This window comes from Shinella sp. GW821-FHT11G07, assembly GCF_058808115.1.
Genome location: NZ_JBXARJ010000004.1, coordinates 357351 through 371696, shown reverse-complemented (window position 1 = coordinate 371696; position 14346 = coordinate 357351). Strand labels below are relative to the sequence as shown.

Annotated in this window: 18 protein-coding genes; 2 read left to right on the top strand and 16 right to left on the bottom strand. The window is 62.8% G+C overall.

The annotated features are described in order from the left end of the window. Positions 1-83 precede the first annotated feature (83 nt). The 12 genes from pal to ruvC all read right to left on the bottom strand — a co-directional run bounded on the left by pal (position 84) and on the right by ruvC (position 9179). Positions 84-617 (bottom strand): peptidoglycan-associated lipoprotein Pal, encoded by a 534-nt coding sequence (gene pal / locus AC1RT2_RS10770; protein WP_069061224.1) that lies wholly within the window; start codon positions 615-617, stop codon positions 84-86. A gap of 240 nt (positions 618-857) precedes the next feature. Then, entirely contained in the window at positions 858-2162 is a 1305-nt protein-coding gene (gene tolB, locus AC1RT2_RS10765) for a Tol-Pal system beta propeller repeat protein TolB (protein ID WP_069061223.1), read from the bottom strand. A gap of 21 nt (positions 2163-2183) precedes the next feature. Further along, the gene (locus AC1RT2_RS10760; RefSeq protein ID WP_493101736.1) at positions 2184-3296 is read right to left on the bottom strand and encodes a cell envelope integrity TolA family protein; all 1113 of its coding nucleotides are present in this window, start codon (positions 3294-3296) and stop codon (positions 2184-2186) included. A gap of 9 nt (positions 3297-3305) precedes the next feature. Next, positions 3306-3758 carry a protein TolR gene (gene tolR / locus AC1RT2_RS10755; RefSeq protein ID WP_069061221.1) on the bottom strand — a complete coding sequence of 151 codons (453 nt, stop codon included), beginning with the start codon at positions 3756-3758 and terminating at the stop codon, positions 3306-3308. Between the two features lie 12 nt (positions 3759-3770). Beyond that, on the bottom strand, positions 3771-4487 hold the full coding sequence (tolQ, locus tag AC1RT2_RS10750; protein ID WP_069061220.1) for a protein TolQ: 717 nt from the start codon (positions 4485-4487) through the stop codon (positions 3771-3773). A 315-nt stretch (positions 4488-4802) separates the two neighbouring features. Continuing rightward, positions 4803-5273, bottom strand: a complete 471-nt coding sequence (gene ybgC, locus AC1RT2_RS10745; RefSeq protein WP_069061219.1) for a tol-pal system-associated acyl-CoA thioesterase — start codon at positions 5271-5273, stop codon at positions 4803-4805. A gap of 66 nt (positions 5274-5339) precedes the next feature. Continuing rightward, positions 5340-6242 carry a metallophosphoesterase gene (locus AC1RT2_RS10740; protein ID WP_493101733.1) on the bottom strand — a complete coding sequence of 301 codons (903 nt, stop codon included), beginning with the start codon at positions 6240-6242 and terminating at the stop codon, positions 5340-5342. A gap of 1 nt (position 6243) precedes the next feature. Next, positions 6244-7284, bottom strand: coding sequence for a Holliday junction branch migration DNA helicase RuvB (gene ruvB / locus AC1RT2_RS10735; RefSeq protein WP_069061217.1), 1041 nt, complete (start codon positions 7282-7284; stop codon positions 6244-6246). Positions 7285-7324: 40 nt separating this feature from the next. Beyond that, a complete protein-coding gene (gene ruvA, locus AC1RT2_RS10730) occupies positions 7325-7942 on the bottom strand; it encodes a Holliday junction branch migration protein RuvA (RefSeq protein ID WP_493101731.1) in 618 nt (205 codons plus the stop codon). Between the two features lie 11 nt (positions 7943-7953). After that, positions 7954-8370 (bottom strand): type II toxin-antitoxin system VapC family toxin, encoded by a 417-nt coding sequence (locus tag AC1RT2_RS10725; RefSeq protein ID WP_493101729.1) that lies wholly within the window; start codon positions 8368-8370, stop codon positions 7954-7956. Continuing rightward, positions 8351-8611, bottom strand: coding sequence for an AbrB/MazE/SpoVT family DNA-binding domain-containing protein (locus tag AC1RT2_RS10720; RefSeq protein ID WP_493101727.1), 261 nt, complete (start codon positions 8609-8611; stop codon positions 8351-8353). Before AC1RT2_RS10720 ends, AC1RT2_RS10725 begins: the two co-directional genes overlap by 20 nt. Positions 8612-8666: 55 nt before the next feature. Beyond that, positions 8667-9179: a crossover junction endodeoxyribonuclease RuvC gene (gene ruvC / locus AC1RT2_RS10715; protein ID WP_444799244.1), complete on the bottom strand. Its 513-nt coding sequence runs from the start codon at positions 9177-9179 to the stop codon at positions 8667-8669. 171 nt (positions 9180-9350) lie between these two features. Here ruvC and AC1RT2_RS10710 point away from each other — a divergent pair, with 171 nt between their 5' ends. Beyond that, positions 9351-10352 carry an LLM class flavin-dependent oxidoreductase gene (locus tag AC1RT2_RS10710; protein ID WP_493101725.1) on the top strand — a complete coding sequence of 334 codons (1002 nt, stop codon included), beginning with the start codon at positions 9351-9353 and terminating at the stop codon, positions 10350-10352. 152 nt (positions 10353-10504) lie between these two features. On the opposite strand, the gene AC1RT2_RS10705 is transcribed toward AC1RT2_RS10710, so the two are convergent. The 3 genes from AC1RT2_RS10705 to AC1RT2_RS10695 form a co-directional block, all read right to left on the bottom strand. After that, positions 10505-11251, bottom strand: a complete 747-nt coding sequence (locus tag AC1RT2_RS10705; RefSeq protein WP_069061211.1) for a YebC/PmpR family DNA-binding transcriptional regulator — start codon at positions 11249-11251, stop codon at positions 10505-10507. 169 nt (positions 11252-11420) lie between these two features. Further along, positions 11421-11915 carry a hypothetical protein gene (locus tag AC1RT2_RS10700; RefSeq protein ID WP_493101723.1) on the bottom strand — a complete coding sequence of 165 codons (495 nt, stop codon included), beginning with the start codon at positions 11913-11915 and terminating at the stop codon, positions 11421-11423. 15 nt (positions 11916-11930) lie between these two features. Further along, positions 11931-12767, bottom strand: coding sequence for an MBL fold metallo-hydrolase (locus AC1RT2_RS10695; RefSeq protein ID WP_493101721.1), 837 nt, complete (start codon positions 12765-12767; stop codon positions 11931-11933). Between the two features lie 173 nt (positions 12768-12940). Between AC1RT2_RS10695 and AC1RT2_RS10690 the strand changes: the two genes are divergently transcribed. Further along, complete coding sequence (locus AC1RT2_RS10690) at positions 12941-13477, top strand: pyridoxamine 5'-phosphate oxidase family protein (protein ID WP_493101719.1); 537 nt, start codon at positions 12941-12943, stop codon at positions 13475-13477. A gap of 37 nt (positions 13478-13514) precedes the next feature. Here AC1RT2_RS10690 and AC1RT2_RS10685 read toward each other — a convergent pair whose 3' ends face one another. Beyond that, on the bottom strand, positions 13515-14339 hold the full coding sequence (locus AC1RT2_RS10685) for a TIGR00282 family metallophosphoesterase (RefSeq protein ID WP_069061208.1): 825 nt from the start codon (positions 14337-14339) through the stop codon (positions 13515-13517). Between the last annotated feature and the right edge of the window lie 7 nt (positions 14340-14346).

Here is a 14346-nt window from a genome sequence, read left to right as displayed (position 1 = left end):
CAACGGAGTTCGGCCAAAGTGTGTTGAAAAAAGAAAGGCGGCCTCTCGGCCGCCTTTCGCACCATCCTTCCCAAGGGAAGGAATTACATGCCGGCGCCGCCGAGAACGGTCACGGCGCGGCGGTTCTGCGACCAGCAGGAAATGTCGTCGCAGACGGCGACCGGCTTTTCCTTGCCGAAGGAGATCGTCTTTATGCGGTTGGCCGGAATGCCGCGCGATGCGAGATACTGGCGGGTCGAAGCCGCACGGCGTGCGCCGAGCGCGAGGTTGTATTCGCGCGTGCCGCGTTCGTCGGCATGGCCTTCGACTGTGATGGCGTAGTTCGAATATTTCTGCAGCCACTGCGCCTGGCGGTCGAGCGTCGCTGCGGCATCGGCACGGATCGACGTGGAGTCGGTGTCGAAGAAGATGCGGTCGCCGACGTTGACGGTGAAGTCCTGCTGCGAGCCCGGCGTTGCGGCGCCGGCACCGTTCAGGCCGAGGTCACCGGCATTGTTCGGCAGGTTCTTCTTGGAGGCGCAGCCTGCGAGGGCGAGCGTCATGAACAGGGCGATCATTGCCGGGTTGCGGGCGATGGTCTGCATGCGGCCAACGGCCGGGGAATGAATGCGGCTCATGAGCCGGTCTCCTTGCATCAGTTTTTGCGTCAAGTTCGTTGAAGCGGCGTTTTCAATCAGGGTTGCCAGACTGTAACCGCGAGCGGTTAATCCGCATTCAACGACTATGGTTAATGATTGCTTTAAGACCGTCCCCGGCCCCCTGCATTGTACGTAGAAACAGCTCTGCCGCGTCTCGCCTTGAAGCCTGATTTACAGGACTTTGCGGCAAGAACGCGGCAGAGCTGCCATATACGTGTCCTATTCGAGAAGCGGTGACCAGGCCGGGTCCGAAGCGAAGCCCTTCGTCTGGACGAGCTGTTCGTTGTAACCGGAAAGGTCGATCGAATAGATCTGCGGACCACCGGCGCCCGCACCCTGGCGGAAGAACATCAGCACGCGGCCATTCGGCGCCCAGGTCGGGCCTTCATTGTGGAAGCCGCTGGTGAGGATGCGCTCGCCCGAACCGTCGGTCTTCATCACGCCGATCGAGAACTTGCCGCCCGACTGCTTGGTGAAGGCGATGAGGTCGCCACGCGGGGACCAGACCGGCGTCGAGTAAGAGCCGTCACCGAAGGAAATGCGGCGCTGGTTGGAGCCGTCCGCGCCCATCACGTAGAGCTGCGGCCTTCCGCCACGGTCGCTTTCGAAGACGACCTGCGTACCATCCGGCGAATAGGACGGCGAGGTATCGATCGCCGCCGTCGAGGTCAGCCGCGTCGTGGTGCGCGAGCGTAGGTCCATCGTATAGATGTTGGAATTGCCTTCCTGCTGCAAGCTCATGATGACCTTCTGGCCATCCGGCGAGAAGCGCGGCGAGAAGGTCATGCCCGGGAAGTTGCCGACCACCTCGCGCTGCCCCGTCTCAAGCTGGAGCAGGTAGACGCGCGGCTGGTTGCCCTCGAAGGACATGTAGGTAATTTCCTGGCGGCTCGGCGAGAAGCGCGGCGTCAGGACGAGCTCGTTGGAGTTCGTCAGTGCCCGGGCGTTGAAGCCGTCCTGGTCCATGATGGCGAGCTGGCGCTTGCGGGCCGTTTTCGGGCCGCTTTCGGCGACGTAGACGACACGGGTGTCGAAGTAGCCCTTCTCGCCGGTCAGGCTCTCATAGATCGCATCGGCGATGATATGGGCGACGCGGCGCCAGTTTTCCGGCTGCGTGTAGAACTGCTGGCCGGTCAGCTGCTGGCCGCTGAAAGTGTCCCACAGGCGGAATTCGGCGCGAAGACGCCCGTCGCCTTCCTGCGTCACGCGACCGGTAACGAGAGCCTGCGCGTTGATGACCTTCCAGTCCTCGAAGCGCGGCGGCTGGTCGGGATTGGAGATCTTCTCGATGAAGGCCTGCTTGTTGACCGGCGCGAAGAGGCCGGACCGCTTGAGGTCCGCCGCGATCACATCGGTAACACGCTGACCGAGATCACCGCTCGCGATGAAATCCGTCACGGCGATCGGCAACGGCTCGACGTTACCCTTGTTGATGTTGATTTCCACTCTTGCCCAGGCCACCGGCAGGGACACTGCGAGGCCGGTCAGCACGACCAGGAATCGGAGGAGATTGCGTCTGAACATCTATCTAGGCCTTCCTAGTTCTTACATCATTGCGCTGGGGTCGAAGTTCACGACGACTTCGTTCCACGCGTCATATTTTTCAGGCGGCAGCCCCTTGAAGGGCCGCGATTTCATGATGGCGCGGCGCACGCCGCCGGCTAGCGCACGGCGCGCAGAGTCCGAACCGCCCGTCGCAACGACTTCCGGCTCGCCGATGATGTCGCCGTTCTGGTCGAGCTGCATGGTCACCTTGATACGCACGTCCTGAGCGTCGGACATGCCGGGCGTGATCGACCAGTTGTTCTCGATCTGGCCGCGCAACGCATCCATTTCACTCAGGCTTAGCTTGGTGCCGCTCGTCGTCTTCTTGCCACCCAGCGCCGCCTGGTCCTGCGAGCGCTTGGCGCCGCCGCCGGCTGCCTTTTCCTTGTTGAGAAGCGCGGAAATCTCGTCGGCATTGAAGTCGCTGTCATTCAGCGAGCTAGCCTTTTCCTGCTTCTTCTTCTGATCTTTCTTGCGGTCGGGCGTCTTGGCCGTTTCGGCCTTCGCTGTCTCGACCTTCTTGCTGTCCTCGGCCTTCTTCGTCTCGGCCGTCGCGGTCTCAAGCTTCGGCTTCATCTCGGGAAGCGGGATCTTGTCAGGCAGCGCTTCGGCTTCCGGATCCGCGGTCGGCTTTTCCTCGGTGGGGGTCGCCTCGGGCTTCGGGTCCGGCTTGACCTCCTGCTTGGTCTCGGCGGTCGCTGTGACTTCCGTCGAAGGCTCGCTGGCAGGCTCTTCCTGCTTCACATCCTCGACGGGCTTGGTATCGGGTGTCTGAACGACCTTCTCGGCTTTTTCCGGCGAGGCGGCCGTCTCGACATCGCGCGGCTTTTCTTCCGGCGTCGGCGCGGTCTTCAGGTCGACGTCATTTTCTCCGGCGTTTTCCGCATTCTCGACCGGCGTTTCCTTCTTGGTCGGAATGGGGGCGGCCTTTTCCCTGACTTCGGCCTTCTTGTCGCCCTGCTGGATCTGCGTCAGCTCCTCGATCGACACCATGTCGACCGGCAGCGCTTCGACGCTGACGACGTCGAAACTTTCAGGACTGCCGAGCGAAACCAGCGCCGCGGTGAGAACCAGGGCGTGAAGCACGGCGGATGTGGTAAGGCTGCCCTTCATGGCCTGCGTTTACCTGTCCAGTTTCTGCTCGGTGACGAGGCCGATATTGGTGAACCCGCCAGCCTGGATACGCGACATCACGTCGGCGACAATGCCATAGGGCGCATTGCCGTCGCCGCGCACGAAGACGCGCTCGGTGTAACCCGTGGTCGCCACGGCCTGCAGCTTGGCGGCAACCTCGTCGATCGGGATCGCCGTTTCCTGCAGGAAGACCTGGCCATCAGCCTTGACCGACACGGTGATCGGCTGCGTATCGGCGTTCAACGCCTTGGCCTGCGTCTTCGGCAGGTCGATCGGCACGCCGACCGTCATCAGGGGTGCGGCCACCATGAAGATGATGAGCAGCACGAGCATGACGTCGACGAACGGCGTCACGTTGATCTCGCTCATCGGGGCGCGCTTGCCGCCACCGCGGCGACGGCGGCCGCCGCCTGAATTCTTTGAACCGACTGACATGCCCATTGGCGTCGTCTCCTACTGTGCCGCGGCGCGCGGCTGCAGCTTCTCGTCGATCTGGCGCGACAGGATGGCGGAGAACTCGTCCGCGAAGCCTTCCATGCGCGCCGTCAGCTTGCCGGCATCAGCAGAGAACTTGTTGTAGGCAATAACCGCCGGAATTGCGGCAAGCAGGCCGATTGCGGTTGCAAGAAGCGCTTCGGCGATACCGGGAGCGACGACCGCAAGGCTCGTCTGCTTGGAACCGGCGATGGCCTGGAACGAGGTCATGATACCGACGACCGTACCGAAGAGGCCGACGAAGGGCGCCGCCGAACCGATGGTAGCAAGCGAGCCGAGACGGGCTTCCAGCGTTTCGGATTCGCGCGACAGCGTCACGTCCATCGCCCGGTCGATACGCATTTGCAGGCCGATCGGCGATCGCGCACCACGCTCGAAGCTCTTCTTCCATTCCCGCATCGCCGCGACGAAGATGGCGCTCATGCCGGACGTCTGGCGATCGGAGAGCGTGCGGTAAAGCTCTTCCAGCGACTGGCCCGACCAGAACACCTGCTCGAAACTGTCAAGCTGGCGCCGCGCCTTGCCGTAGCTCACCGTCTTGTCGACGACGATGGCCCAGGTCCACACGGACGCGGCGATCAGGCCGAGCATCACCAGCTTGACGACGAATCCGGCCTGCATGAAGAGTGCCCAAAGAGTCACGCTGTGCGCCGCTTCCAAACCCACTTGTTCCATAGACCTATGTCCCCGAATCCAAACACCCGGCACGGGCCCTTGCGGCTCGAACCGGGTAACATTCACGCCGCACGGCCTCCTGGGAGGTGGAGCCCGCATCGGCATTCACAGAAACGTGCGTCACAGCCAGGGATTTTACTCCACACTGCTTCGCGTGCCCGTCAAGAATGTCCGGTTGATGCCGCCGGCTGCCATGCCGGTCAAAACGCTTACAACCTGCCTTCTTGACGGCAATTTTGGTTAAAGGATGACGTGCAGTGCACAAAATCCTCACGACCCGAGTAAGACATCATTATGGTTAAGGGAGTGTTACTGCTAATGCGCGCCCAAAGTTTCTTGCGTCTTGGCAAGAAAACGCGCCGCCAGACCTTCCGGCAAGCGACGTGGCCGCCCGGCGGAATTGATGACCGCGATGATGACGCGAGCGGCGATCAAAAGCTGTTCTCCGCGCCGGATTTCCTGGTTGAGGATCATCTTCGCCCCGCCGGCCTTTTCCGTGGAGGTCAGGATCGTCAGGATGTCGTCCATGCGCGCCGGTGACTTGAAGTCGATCTCCATGCGGTGCACGACGAAGACGAGGCCTTCGCGGTCCTCTTCCAGAACGAGGCTGCCCTGCTCGACGCCGAGCAGCCGCAGGTAATCCGTCCGGCCGCGCTCGAGGAAATGCAGATAGCGGGCATGATAGACGACGCCGGAAAAATCGGTGTCCTCGTAATAGACCCGCTGCACGAGCCGATGGCCCGCTTCGGTCAGTTCGCCCGAGAGATGATGGTTGACGTCCGTCATGGTCGAATCCGGCTTACAGTTTCCGCCTCTCTCCCGCAAAGCGCCGACAATTGCAAGACGAGAGGGTCAGCCGAGGTCGACGACCATGATTTCCGGCGGCGAGCCGAAACGCACCGGCGCGATCGAACAGCCAAGCCCGCCCGAAACGCACAGATGTCGGCCCTCCTCGATCACATGACCATAGGCGAAGCGATTGCCATAAGCGGACGGCACCATGGGCGAATAGCCGAACAGCCGCACCTGCCCGCCGTGGGTATGGCCAGACAGCGTCAGGGACACCCGCGAGGGTACGCGGGGGAAGATGTCCGGCTCGTGCGCGAGCAGGAGGATCGGCGCGTCATCCGTCACCTGTGCCAGCGTGCCGGGCAGGTCGTCCAGCCCTATATAACCAAAGCGGTTCCATTGGCGGCCGGGGCGCAGCGCAAGCTGGTCTTCGAGGCCGGCAAGCCAGAAGGCGCCCGTCGCCGCCTCGATCCGCGCCGCACGGTTGGAATAGACGGCGATCCCCGCCTTTCGCAGCTCGCGATGGCTGACCGTCTCGCCGCCACCGGCCGCCTGCGCGTCCAGGTCGTCCCACCAGTCATGGTTTCCGAGGATGGCATGGACGCCGAGCGGCGCATGAAGGACCGACAATTCCGCAGCCCACATCTCCGGCGGCACCTGGCTCCACACGGCGCGCATGCTGGAAATATAATCGCCGAGCAATACGATCATGTCACCGCCGAGATCGTTGGCATAGCGGCAGATATCGCCGATGCGGCGCGCGGTCATCCAAGGTTCGCAGGCGTGAATGTCAGCAAGCGCCACGATCCGGAGTTTCTGGCCCTCCGGCCAGCCGGGTGGCGTGATGCGGTAGGTCGTCGTGCGCAAACGCATCAGCGGTTCGATACCGACGGCATAGGCGGAGGATGCAAAACCCGCGGCAAACAATCCACCGAAGGTCTTGAGCATCCCGCGCCTGGTCAGCACATCAGTCGTCCTCGGTAAACAGCCTGAACTGCGACGCCTCGAGATCCTTCGGCGGCGTAAGGCCCATATGTTTCCAGGCATTTACGGTCAAAACACGGCCGCGCGGCGTGCGCTGGATGAAACCCTGCTGGATCATATAGGGCTCGATAATGTCTTCGATCGCATCCCGCGGCTCCGAAAGGCCCGCAGCGATCGTCTCGATGCCCACCGGCCCGCCGCCGAAATTGTGCGCAATCATCGACAGATAACGCCGGTCAAGCTGATCCAGCCCCATATTATCGACGAGCAGCCGCGTCAGCGCGTCATCGGCGATGACCCGAGTTACCGCCTCCGCCCGCGCCACTTCGGCAAAATCGCGCACCCGGCGCAGCAGACGGCCGGCGATGCGCGGCGTGCCGCGCGCACGACGCGCGATCTCGTGCGCGCCGTCTTCGGTGATGCCGAGCCCCATCAGCCGCGCGCCGCGGCGCACGATCGATTCCAGCTCCTCGACGGTGTAGAAATTCAAGCGAACCGGGATACCGAAACGGTCGCGCAATGGCGTGGTGAGCAGGCCGAGGCGCGTGGTTGCTGCGACGAGGGTAAATTTCGACAGATCGATCTTCACCGAACGCGCGGCCGGACCTTCGCCGATGATCAAATCGAGTTGAAAATCCTCCATGGCCGGATAGAGGATTTCCTCGACGGCCGGGTTGAGGCGGTGGATTTCGTCGATGAAGAGCACGTCGCGCTCTTCGAGATTGGTCAGCAGCGCCGCAAGGTCGCCCGCCTTGGCGATGACCGGGCCTGAGGTCGAGCGGAAATTGACGCCGAGTTCCTTCGCCATGATTTGCGCGAGCGTCGTCTTGCCGAGGCCGGGCGGGCCGACGAAGAGCACATGATCGAGCGCCTCGCCGCGGTTCTTCGCCGCCTCGATGAAGATCTTCAGATTGGCGCGCGCCTCCGCCTGGCCGGTAAAGTCGTCCAGCGTCTGGGGCCGCAGGGCGGTGTCGATGTCCTCGCCGCGCTTTTCGGGCGAAAGCAGTCCGTTCTCGTCGCTCATCGCGCCCTAATCCCATTGTCCACGGCGGAAGGCAACCGCATCACCGCGACAATTCCTTGAGACCGAGACGGATGAGCTTGGCGCTGTCACCGCCCTCCCCGCCGTTCTTCAGCGCCGCGGCGACCGCATTGGCCGCCTGGTCGCGTGAATAACCGAGATTGGTCAGCGCGGACACAGCATCCGAAACCGGTGCCGAGGCCACCCCTTCTCCCAGCTCCTGCTTGAGCCCGATCGAGGCGGATGCCTCACCGGCGAAAGCCGGTGCCTTGTTGCGCAGTTCGGTGACGATCCGCACCGCGACCTTCGGTCCGACGCCCGGTGCACGCGACACCACCGTCTTGTCCTGCAGCGCGATGGCGTTGGCGAGTTCGCCCGGCGTCAACGTCGAGAGCACGCCGAGCGCCACCTTGGAGCCCACACCCTGCACGCTCTGCAACAGGCGAAACCACTCCCGTTCCAGCGCCGTCAGGAAGCCGAACAGCTTGAACTGGTCCTCGCGCACATAGGTTTCGATGAACAACACCGCCGCCTCGCCGGCCGAACCGAGTTTGCCAAGCGTGCGCGCCGAGCAATGGGCAACATAGCCGACGCCGTGCACGTCGAGGACCACATAGTCGTCGCCGATCTCGTCGATTGTGCCTTTGAGTTTGCCGATCATGGGATGGTCCGTCAGGGATGGGTTTCGGGGGAAATGATATCGAGCGTGGGGAAATAGGTTCGGTAGCGCGCGGCATCGCGGGTCAGCAGCCGGTGAGCGCGTATCTGGGCGTGTGCGCCGACGAGGAAATCGGGAAGCGTTCGCTCACGCACCCCACCCGCCCGGCGATAGGCGTAGTGTGCCTTGCCCGCCGCAAAGGCCGCCTCGTAGGAAAGAGGCTCCCGCCGCATGCGCAGCCAACCGAACGCGAGGTTCAGCTCCAATTCGCTGAGCGGCGAGGCCGCCAGCTCTGACCAGACGACAGAATGGAGAACCAGTTCGCCCTCTTCCGAACAGCGCTTCAGCGCGGTCAGCGACCAGACCCGCTCCGCCCGGTCCGGCCCGAGCATGTCGATGAGGACATTCGTATCAACGACGGTCGAGGTCATCGCGCGGCCCCCGCAGCCATTCGAAATATTCGTCTGGCGTCATGCCGTCCAGATCCCATGTTCCCTTGATGCTGGCGGCCCAAGCATCGAAATCCTCGAAGGCGTGCTTGCCATCACCGACCTTGACGAGCATCACTCCGTCTTCGGAGACGACGAAATCAACCTCCGAGCCCGGCTCGATATCGAGCCGGTCGCGGATGGGTTTCGGGATCGTCACCTGGCCTTTTTCCGTCACACGCATGGTAATACCTCTGCGGTATTACTTATCGAGCAGACCGGAACAAGTCAAGAACAAATCAGCCGACAAGCTTGGCCAGGCGGCCGGAGAGACCCTGGCGGTTGTGGGCATGGCAGATGGCGATGGCAAGCGCGTCTGCGGCGTCATTGCCGGTGAAGGTGGCCTTCGGCATCAGCACCTTCAACATCATGTGGATCTGCTGCTTCTCACCATGGCCGACGCCGATGACGGCCTTCTTGACCGCGTTCGGCGCATATTCGGCGACACGCAGGCCGGCGCGCGCCGGCACAAGCATGGCAATGCCGCGCGCCTGTCCGAGCTTAAGCGTTGCTACCGCATCCTTGTTGACGAAGGTCTGCTCGACGGCCGCCTCGTGAGGTTGGTAGCTGTGGATGATCTCGGACAGCCCGTCATGCAACTGGCAGAGGCGGGAGGCGAGATCCGCGTCGCCATCAGACGTCACGGTGCCGGAGGCAACGAAGCGCAGGGAGTTGCCCAGCGTCTCGATGACGCCCCAGCCGGTGCGGCGAAGGCCGGGGTCGATACCGATGATGCGAATCATTTCCTGCATGCTGAAACCCTAATCTTGTCCGGGTGACCCTGCCAGTGAAATGTGAACAAAGCAAAAACATTCAGGCTTTTGCAAAGACGCTCGCGAAAACCTGGAAGCGGTCGCTTGGATTTCACAGAACTGAACCTACATGGGAGGACGATCAAATTCCCTTACAAAGAGGCCGCTCCCATGGTGCCCTTCTCCATCCTCGATCTTTCCCCGGTCACTGAAGGCGGCACCGTCGCCCAATCGCTGGAAAACTCCCGCCGACTGGCGCAGGAAGCCGAAGCCTATGGCTACAAGCGCTTCTGGCTTGCCGAGCACCACGGCATGCGCGGCATTGCCAGCGCCGCCACCTCGCTCGTCATCCAGCACGTGGCGGCCGGCACGGAAAAGATTCGAGTCGGCTCCGGCGGCATCATGCTGCCGAACCATTCGCCGCTCGTCATCGCCGAACAGTTCGGCACGCTCGCCGCCCTCTTCCCGGATCGTATCGACCTCGGGCTTGGCCGCGCGCCCGGCACGGACATGCGCACGGCCCAGGCGCTGCGTCGCAACCTCGACACCGCCGCCAACAATTTTCCGCAGGATGTCGTGGAACTGATGCAGCTCATGGGACCGACGAGCCCGGAGCAGAAGATCATCGCCATTCCCGGTGCGGGCAGCAACGTGCCGGTCTGGCTGCTCGGCTCCAGCCATTACTCGGCGCACCTTGCCGGCATGCTCGGCCTGCCCTTCGCCTTCGCCTCGCATTTCGCGCCGGACATGTTGCTATCGGCGCTGGAAATCTACCGCGAACGCTTCGAGCCGTCGCAATATCTCGACAAGCCGCATGCCATGGTCGGCGTGATGGGCGCTGCCGCCGATACGGATGCACAGGCCGACTATCTCTTCACCTCGATGCAGCAATCCTTCGTGCGCCTGCGCCGCGGTACGCCGGGTGCTTTCCCGGCACCGGTCGACGACATGGATCCGCACTGGAGCGAAGGGGAACGCATCAATGTCGAGCACACGCTGCAATATGCGGTGGTCGGCGGGCCGGAGAAGATCAAGCGCCAGATCGCCGATTTCCTGTCGATTACCAAGGCCGACGAACTGATCGTCTCCATGCCGATCTACGACATGGACGCTAGGCTGAAATCGGTTCGGCGGTTCGCCGAGGCTCAGCAGGAGCTTTCGCTCGCCGCCTGAACGGAAAAGGCCGGGGCCATGCGGCATCCGGCCTTTTCGATGAACCTCTCTATCGTCATGGTCGGGCTTGACCCGACCATCCGTGCCGCGCTGCCGCGGGGATCCTCGGGTCAAGCCCGAGGATGACAACGGAGGTGGATAGGTCTATTTAATCAGGCCGAAAGCTTGGCCATGACCTCGTCGGACACTTCGAAGTTCGAGTAGACGTTCTGCACGTCGTCATCGTCTTCCAGCGTGTCGATGAGCTTCATCAGCGACTGCGCCTTGTCCTCGTCGACCGGCACGGTGTTCTGGGCCTTCCAAATCGCCTTGACCGTCTCGGCTTCGCCGAGCTTGCCTTCCAGCGCCTTGGAGACCTCGCCGATATCCTCGAAGCCGCAGATGATCGTGTGGCCGTCCTCGTCCGTCGTCACGTCCTCGGCGCCGGCATCGATGGCGGCTTCCATGACAGCATCGGCGTCACCGACGGAGAGCTTGTAGGTGATCTCGCCGACGCGGTCGAAGGAGAACGAAACCGACCCGGTTTCGCCGAGCGCACCGCCAGCCTTGGAAAAGGTCGAGCGGACGACGGACGCGGTGCGGTTGCGGTTGTCGGTCAGCGCCTCGACGATGACGGCAACGCCGCCCGGGCCGTAGCCCTCGTAGCGGACTTCCTCGTAGTTCTCACCATCGACGCCGGATGCCTTCTTGACGGCACGCTCGATATTGTCCTTCGGCATGGACTGTGCCTTGGCGTTCTGGATCGCCAGGCGCAGGCGGGCGTTCATCGACGGGTCGGGCAGACCGGTCTTTGCCGCAACCGTGATTTCGCGCGCAAGCTTGGAGAACATTTTCGACCGCACGGAATCCTGTTTTCCCTTGCGGTGCATGATATTCTTGAACTGTGAATGGCCTGCCATGGCACCCCTGTCTCGTTTTCTTGGCGCCCACGTCCGGTCGCCGGTCACTGTGCCGGAGCCCCCGCCGCGGTGATGCGCCGGCCTTACGCCCCGATTTTCGAAATGCCGCCTTATAATTTCATTGCCGCCGGACGTCCAGCAGTCCTGCAAACAAAGCGGCGGGTGGATTTCAGTCCGCCCGAACGCGGGCGCGGCTCAGCAGGAAGGAGTGGCCGTCGCTTCGCTCGCAGGTCAGGCCCGTGCGTTCCGAATAGCAGGTGAAGGGACCGGCCGACCAGGTTTCACCATAGTCGACAGTGTTCTCGGCACCGCAGCAACCCTGGTCGCCGACATTCGTTCTCACCACGGCCTTGCCGCTCCGGCCGAGCGTCGCACGCAGATATTTCGGCTCGACCCGGTCACAGGAAAGTTCCGGCCCGCCATCGGCAGGCTGATACACCTCGGTGCCGCCTTCCGGAATATAGGTGCAGCCGATATTGCCGGATGGCATGACGAACCGCTCAGCCAGGCCGGAGGAACGGGTTGGCACCTTTTCCACGGGCTGCGTCACCGTCTCGCGCGGCTGGCCGGATTCGACCGCGGGACCGCCCGGCGTCGGCGCACCGCTCGCGAAAGCAAAGGCGGACGTGAGCAGCAGGACAGGCACGGCAAAGAGAAAACGCATCAAGAGACTCCGGCATCAGACGCCGGAGAGAATATGAATCGTCGGCCGCTTCGGCAAGCTGCGGATGGAAATGGTGATCGTCGCGTCCTCATCGGTCACCGCGTCGAAGCCGGTGCCGAACATCGAGAGGAACTGGCTGATCGGCGGCCCGCGGCGATGCATCGGCAGGATGAGCGAGGAGCGCAGGCGCTGCACGACGCGGCTCATGCTCTCCGCACCCATGGTGAGCCCGCCATCCACCGGCACCATCAACACGTCGAGCCGGCCGATCTCGGCATATTGTTTTTCCGTCAGTTCGTGGTGCAGGTGGCCGAGATGGCCGATGCAAAGGCCGGCAACTTCGAAGATGAAGATGGAATTGCCGTTCGGCTCCATCGATCCGCCCCAGTTGCGGATGTCGGTCGGCACATTGCGGATATAGGTATCACCCACCACGACATCGTGGTCCGCGCCCTTCTCCGAACCGTCCTGCCAACCATGCAGCACATATTCGATGCCGGGTTCCGGGGTCATCGTGTAATGGCTGGAATGGGCCTTGTTCATCGTCACCACGGTCGGCAGTGCCGGCGGCTTGAACCAGCCGTTATAGTCGGTGGCGATTTTCACGCCCGCCGGCGTTTCGATGAAGAAGGTCGAGTGGCCGACATAGGTGATGCGCACCTCCTCGTTCGCCCTGGCCTGGACCCGCAGCGGTGTCGTCGCGGAAAAGCTGGCGAAGGTGACGGAGGGAAGCGACCTTGCGATCATCTGGCACTGGCTGACCGGCGCCTCGGCTTGCGCAAGCGATGGCCGCGGCATGGCAACGAAAACAAGAGCGGCAAGCAAAAGCGGAATGAGCAGGAGATGCGGCATCAGCGGCTCCGTTCATTGGTCGGCGCGACTATGCGCCAGCAAGCCGGATGGGTCGAGATTTCCGACGACCCACCGCGATCACAATCGTTTGACCGCCCACCGGGCTTCTCCCGGAACCTTCTGCACGGCGGCACGTTCACTCTGCACGCAATCGAACGTGAAGAGGTATAGCCATGTCCAATCTTACCCGGGCCCGCGAAAACCCGAAAGAACAGCTCTTTGACGAGATCGACAGGATCCATGCCGGCATGCTTGGCGTCGAAGGCAGCCACATGCATATGCAGCCGATGGCGCCGCAGCTCGACCGCCAGACGGCAACGATCTGGTTCTTCACCAAGACGGATGCCGAGATCGTCGAGGCCACCATCCCTGGCTCCCGAGCGCATTTCTGCGTTGTCGGCAAGGGCCACGACTACCATGCCTGCATCGCCGGACGGATTTCCGTGCGCCGGGATCCGCTCAAGGTCGACGAGTACTGGAGCTCCGTCGTCGAGGCCTGGTTCGACCACGGCAAGAACGACCCGAAGCTCACCATGCTGGCGCTGGAGATGGAGGATGCCGAAGTCTGGGCCTCGACAGGCAGCAAGCTGAAATTCGGCTGGGAGATCGCCAAGGCGAACTTCAATCCGGACGAAGAACCGGATGTCGGCGTCAAGGCGCACCTGACCTTCACCGGAGGCTCGGCCGATCACCTGCGCCACATGATCTGAGGCGCTTCTTACCGCAATTCGCTGGTATCGCGTGAGATCAGCGCCAGAAATCCGGCACCGTTTCGGCCAACCGCGGGCCGAGCCGAAGCGGTGCGATCTTCTCGGCAAGTCCCGTGCGGTCGGAGATTTCGACCGCCAGGCCGCAGATCGTCGCCGGCCCGGAGGCCGCCTCGAAGCGGCTCTTTGGCATTTTGGAGATGAAGCGGTTGAGCGGCTCTTCCTTCTCCATGCCGAGCGAGGAATCATAATCCCCGCACATGCCGGCGTCTGACATATAGCCCGTACCGCCGTTCAGGATCTGGCAATCGGCCGTCGGCACATGGGTATGCGTGCCAACCACGACGCTCGCGCGGCCATCGACGAAGTGGCCGAAGCACTGCTTTTCGCTGGTCGCCTCGGCGTGGAAATCGAAGATGATCGCGTCCGCCTGCTCGCCGAGCGGGCAGGAGGCGAGGATTGTTTCGCCGGCTTTGAAGGGGTCGTCGAGTTCCGGGTGCATGAAGACGCGGCCCATGATGTTGGCGACCAGAACGCGTGCACCGTTCTTGGCCATGAACAGGTTCGCGCCACGGCCGGGCGTGCCAGCGGGATAGTTGGCGGGGCGCAGGAACTGGTCATGCCGGCCGGCAAACGTCACGGCTTCCTTCTGGTCCCAGACGTGGTTGCCCGTCGTCACCACGTCGGCACCGGCATTGACCGTTTCGAGAAAGATCTCTTCCGTGATGCCAAAGCCGCCGGCCGCGTTCTCCCCGTTGACGACGACGAAATCCAGCTTGAAATCGCTGATCAGCCCCGGCAGGCGCTGCCAGACGGCCGTCCGCCCGGTCTTGCCCACCATATCGCCCAGAAAAAGAAAACGCATCGAACTG

Excerpts from the sequence above, each read along its gene's own strand:
- pal (WP_069061224.1), bottom strand. The coding sequence starts at position 617 with ATGAGCCGCATTCATTCCCCGGCCGTTGGCCGCATGCAGACCATCGCC.
- tolB (WP_069061223.1), bottom strand. The coding sequence starts at position 2,162 with ATGTTCAGACGCAATCTCCTCCGATTCCTGGTCGTGCTGACCGGCCTC.
- AC1RT2_RS10760 (WP_493101736.1), bottom strand. The coding sequence starts at position 3,296 with ATGAAGGGCAGCCTTACCACATCCGCCGTGCTTCACGCCCTGGTTCTC.
- tolR (WP_069061221.1), bottom strand. The coding sequence starts at position 3,758 with ATGGGCATGTCAGTCGGTTCAAAGAATTCAGGCGGCGGCCGCCGTCGC.
- tolQ (WP_069061220.1), bottom strand. The coding sequence starts at position 4,487 with ATGGAACAAGTGGGTTTGGAAGCGGCGCACAGCGTGACTCTTTGGGCA.
- ybgC (WP_069061219.1), bottom strand. The coding sequence starts at position 5,273 with ATGACGGACGTCAACCATCATCTCTCGGGCGAACTGACCGAAGCGGGC.
- ruvB (WP_069061217.1), bottom strand. The coding sequence starts at position 7,284 with ATGAGCGACGAGAACGGACTGCTTTCGCCCGAAAAGCGCGGCGAGGAC.
- ruvA (WP_493101731.1), bottom strand. The coding sequence starts at position 7,942 with ATGATCGGCAAACTCAAAGGCACAATCGACGAGATCGGCGACGACTAT.
- AC1RT2_RS10725 (WP_493101729.1), bottom strand. The coding sequence starts at position 8,370 with ATGACCTCGACCGTCGTTGATACGAATGTCCTCATCGACATGCTCGGG.
- AC1RT2_RS10720 (WP_493101727.1), bottom strand. The coding sequence starts at position 8,611 with ATGCGTGTGACGGAAAAAGGCCAGGTGACGATCCCGAAACCCATCCGC.
- ruvC (WP_444799244.1), bottom strand. The coding sequence starts at position 9,179 with ATGCAGGAAATGATTCGCATCATCGGTATCGACCCCGGCCTTCGCCGC.
- AC1RT2_RS10710 (WP_493101725.1), top strand. The coding sequence starts at position 9,351 with ATGGTGCCCTTCTCCATCCTCGATCTTTCCCCGGTCACTGAAGGCGGC.
- AC1RT2_RS10705 (WP_069061211.1), bottom strand. The coding sequence starts at position 11,251 with ATGGCAGGCCATTCACAGTTCAAGAATATCATGCACCGCAAGGGAAAA.
- AC1RT2_RS10700 (WP_493101723.1), bottom strand. The coding sequence starts at position 11,915 with ATGCGTTTTCTCTTTGCCGTGCCTGTCCTGCTGCTCACGTCCGCCTTT.
- AC1RT2_RS10695 (WP_493101721.1), bottom strand. The coding sequence starts at position 12,767 with ATGCCGCATCTCCTGCTCATTCCGCTTTTGCTTGCCGCTCTTGTTTTC.
- AC1RT2_RS10690 (WP_493101719.1), top strand. The coding sequence starts at position 12,941 with ATGTCCAATCTTACCCGGGCCCGCGAAAACCCGAAAGAACAGCTCTTT.
- AC1RT2_RS10685 (WP_069061208.1), bottom strand. The coding sequence starts at position 14,339 with ATGCGTTTTCTTTTTCTGGGCGATATGGTGGGCAAGACCGGGCGGACG.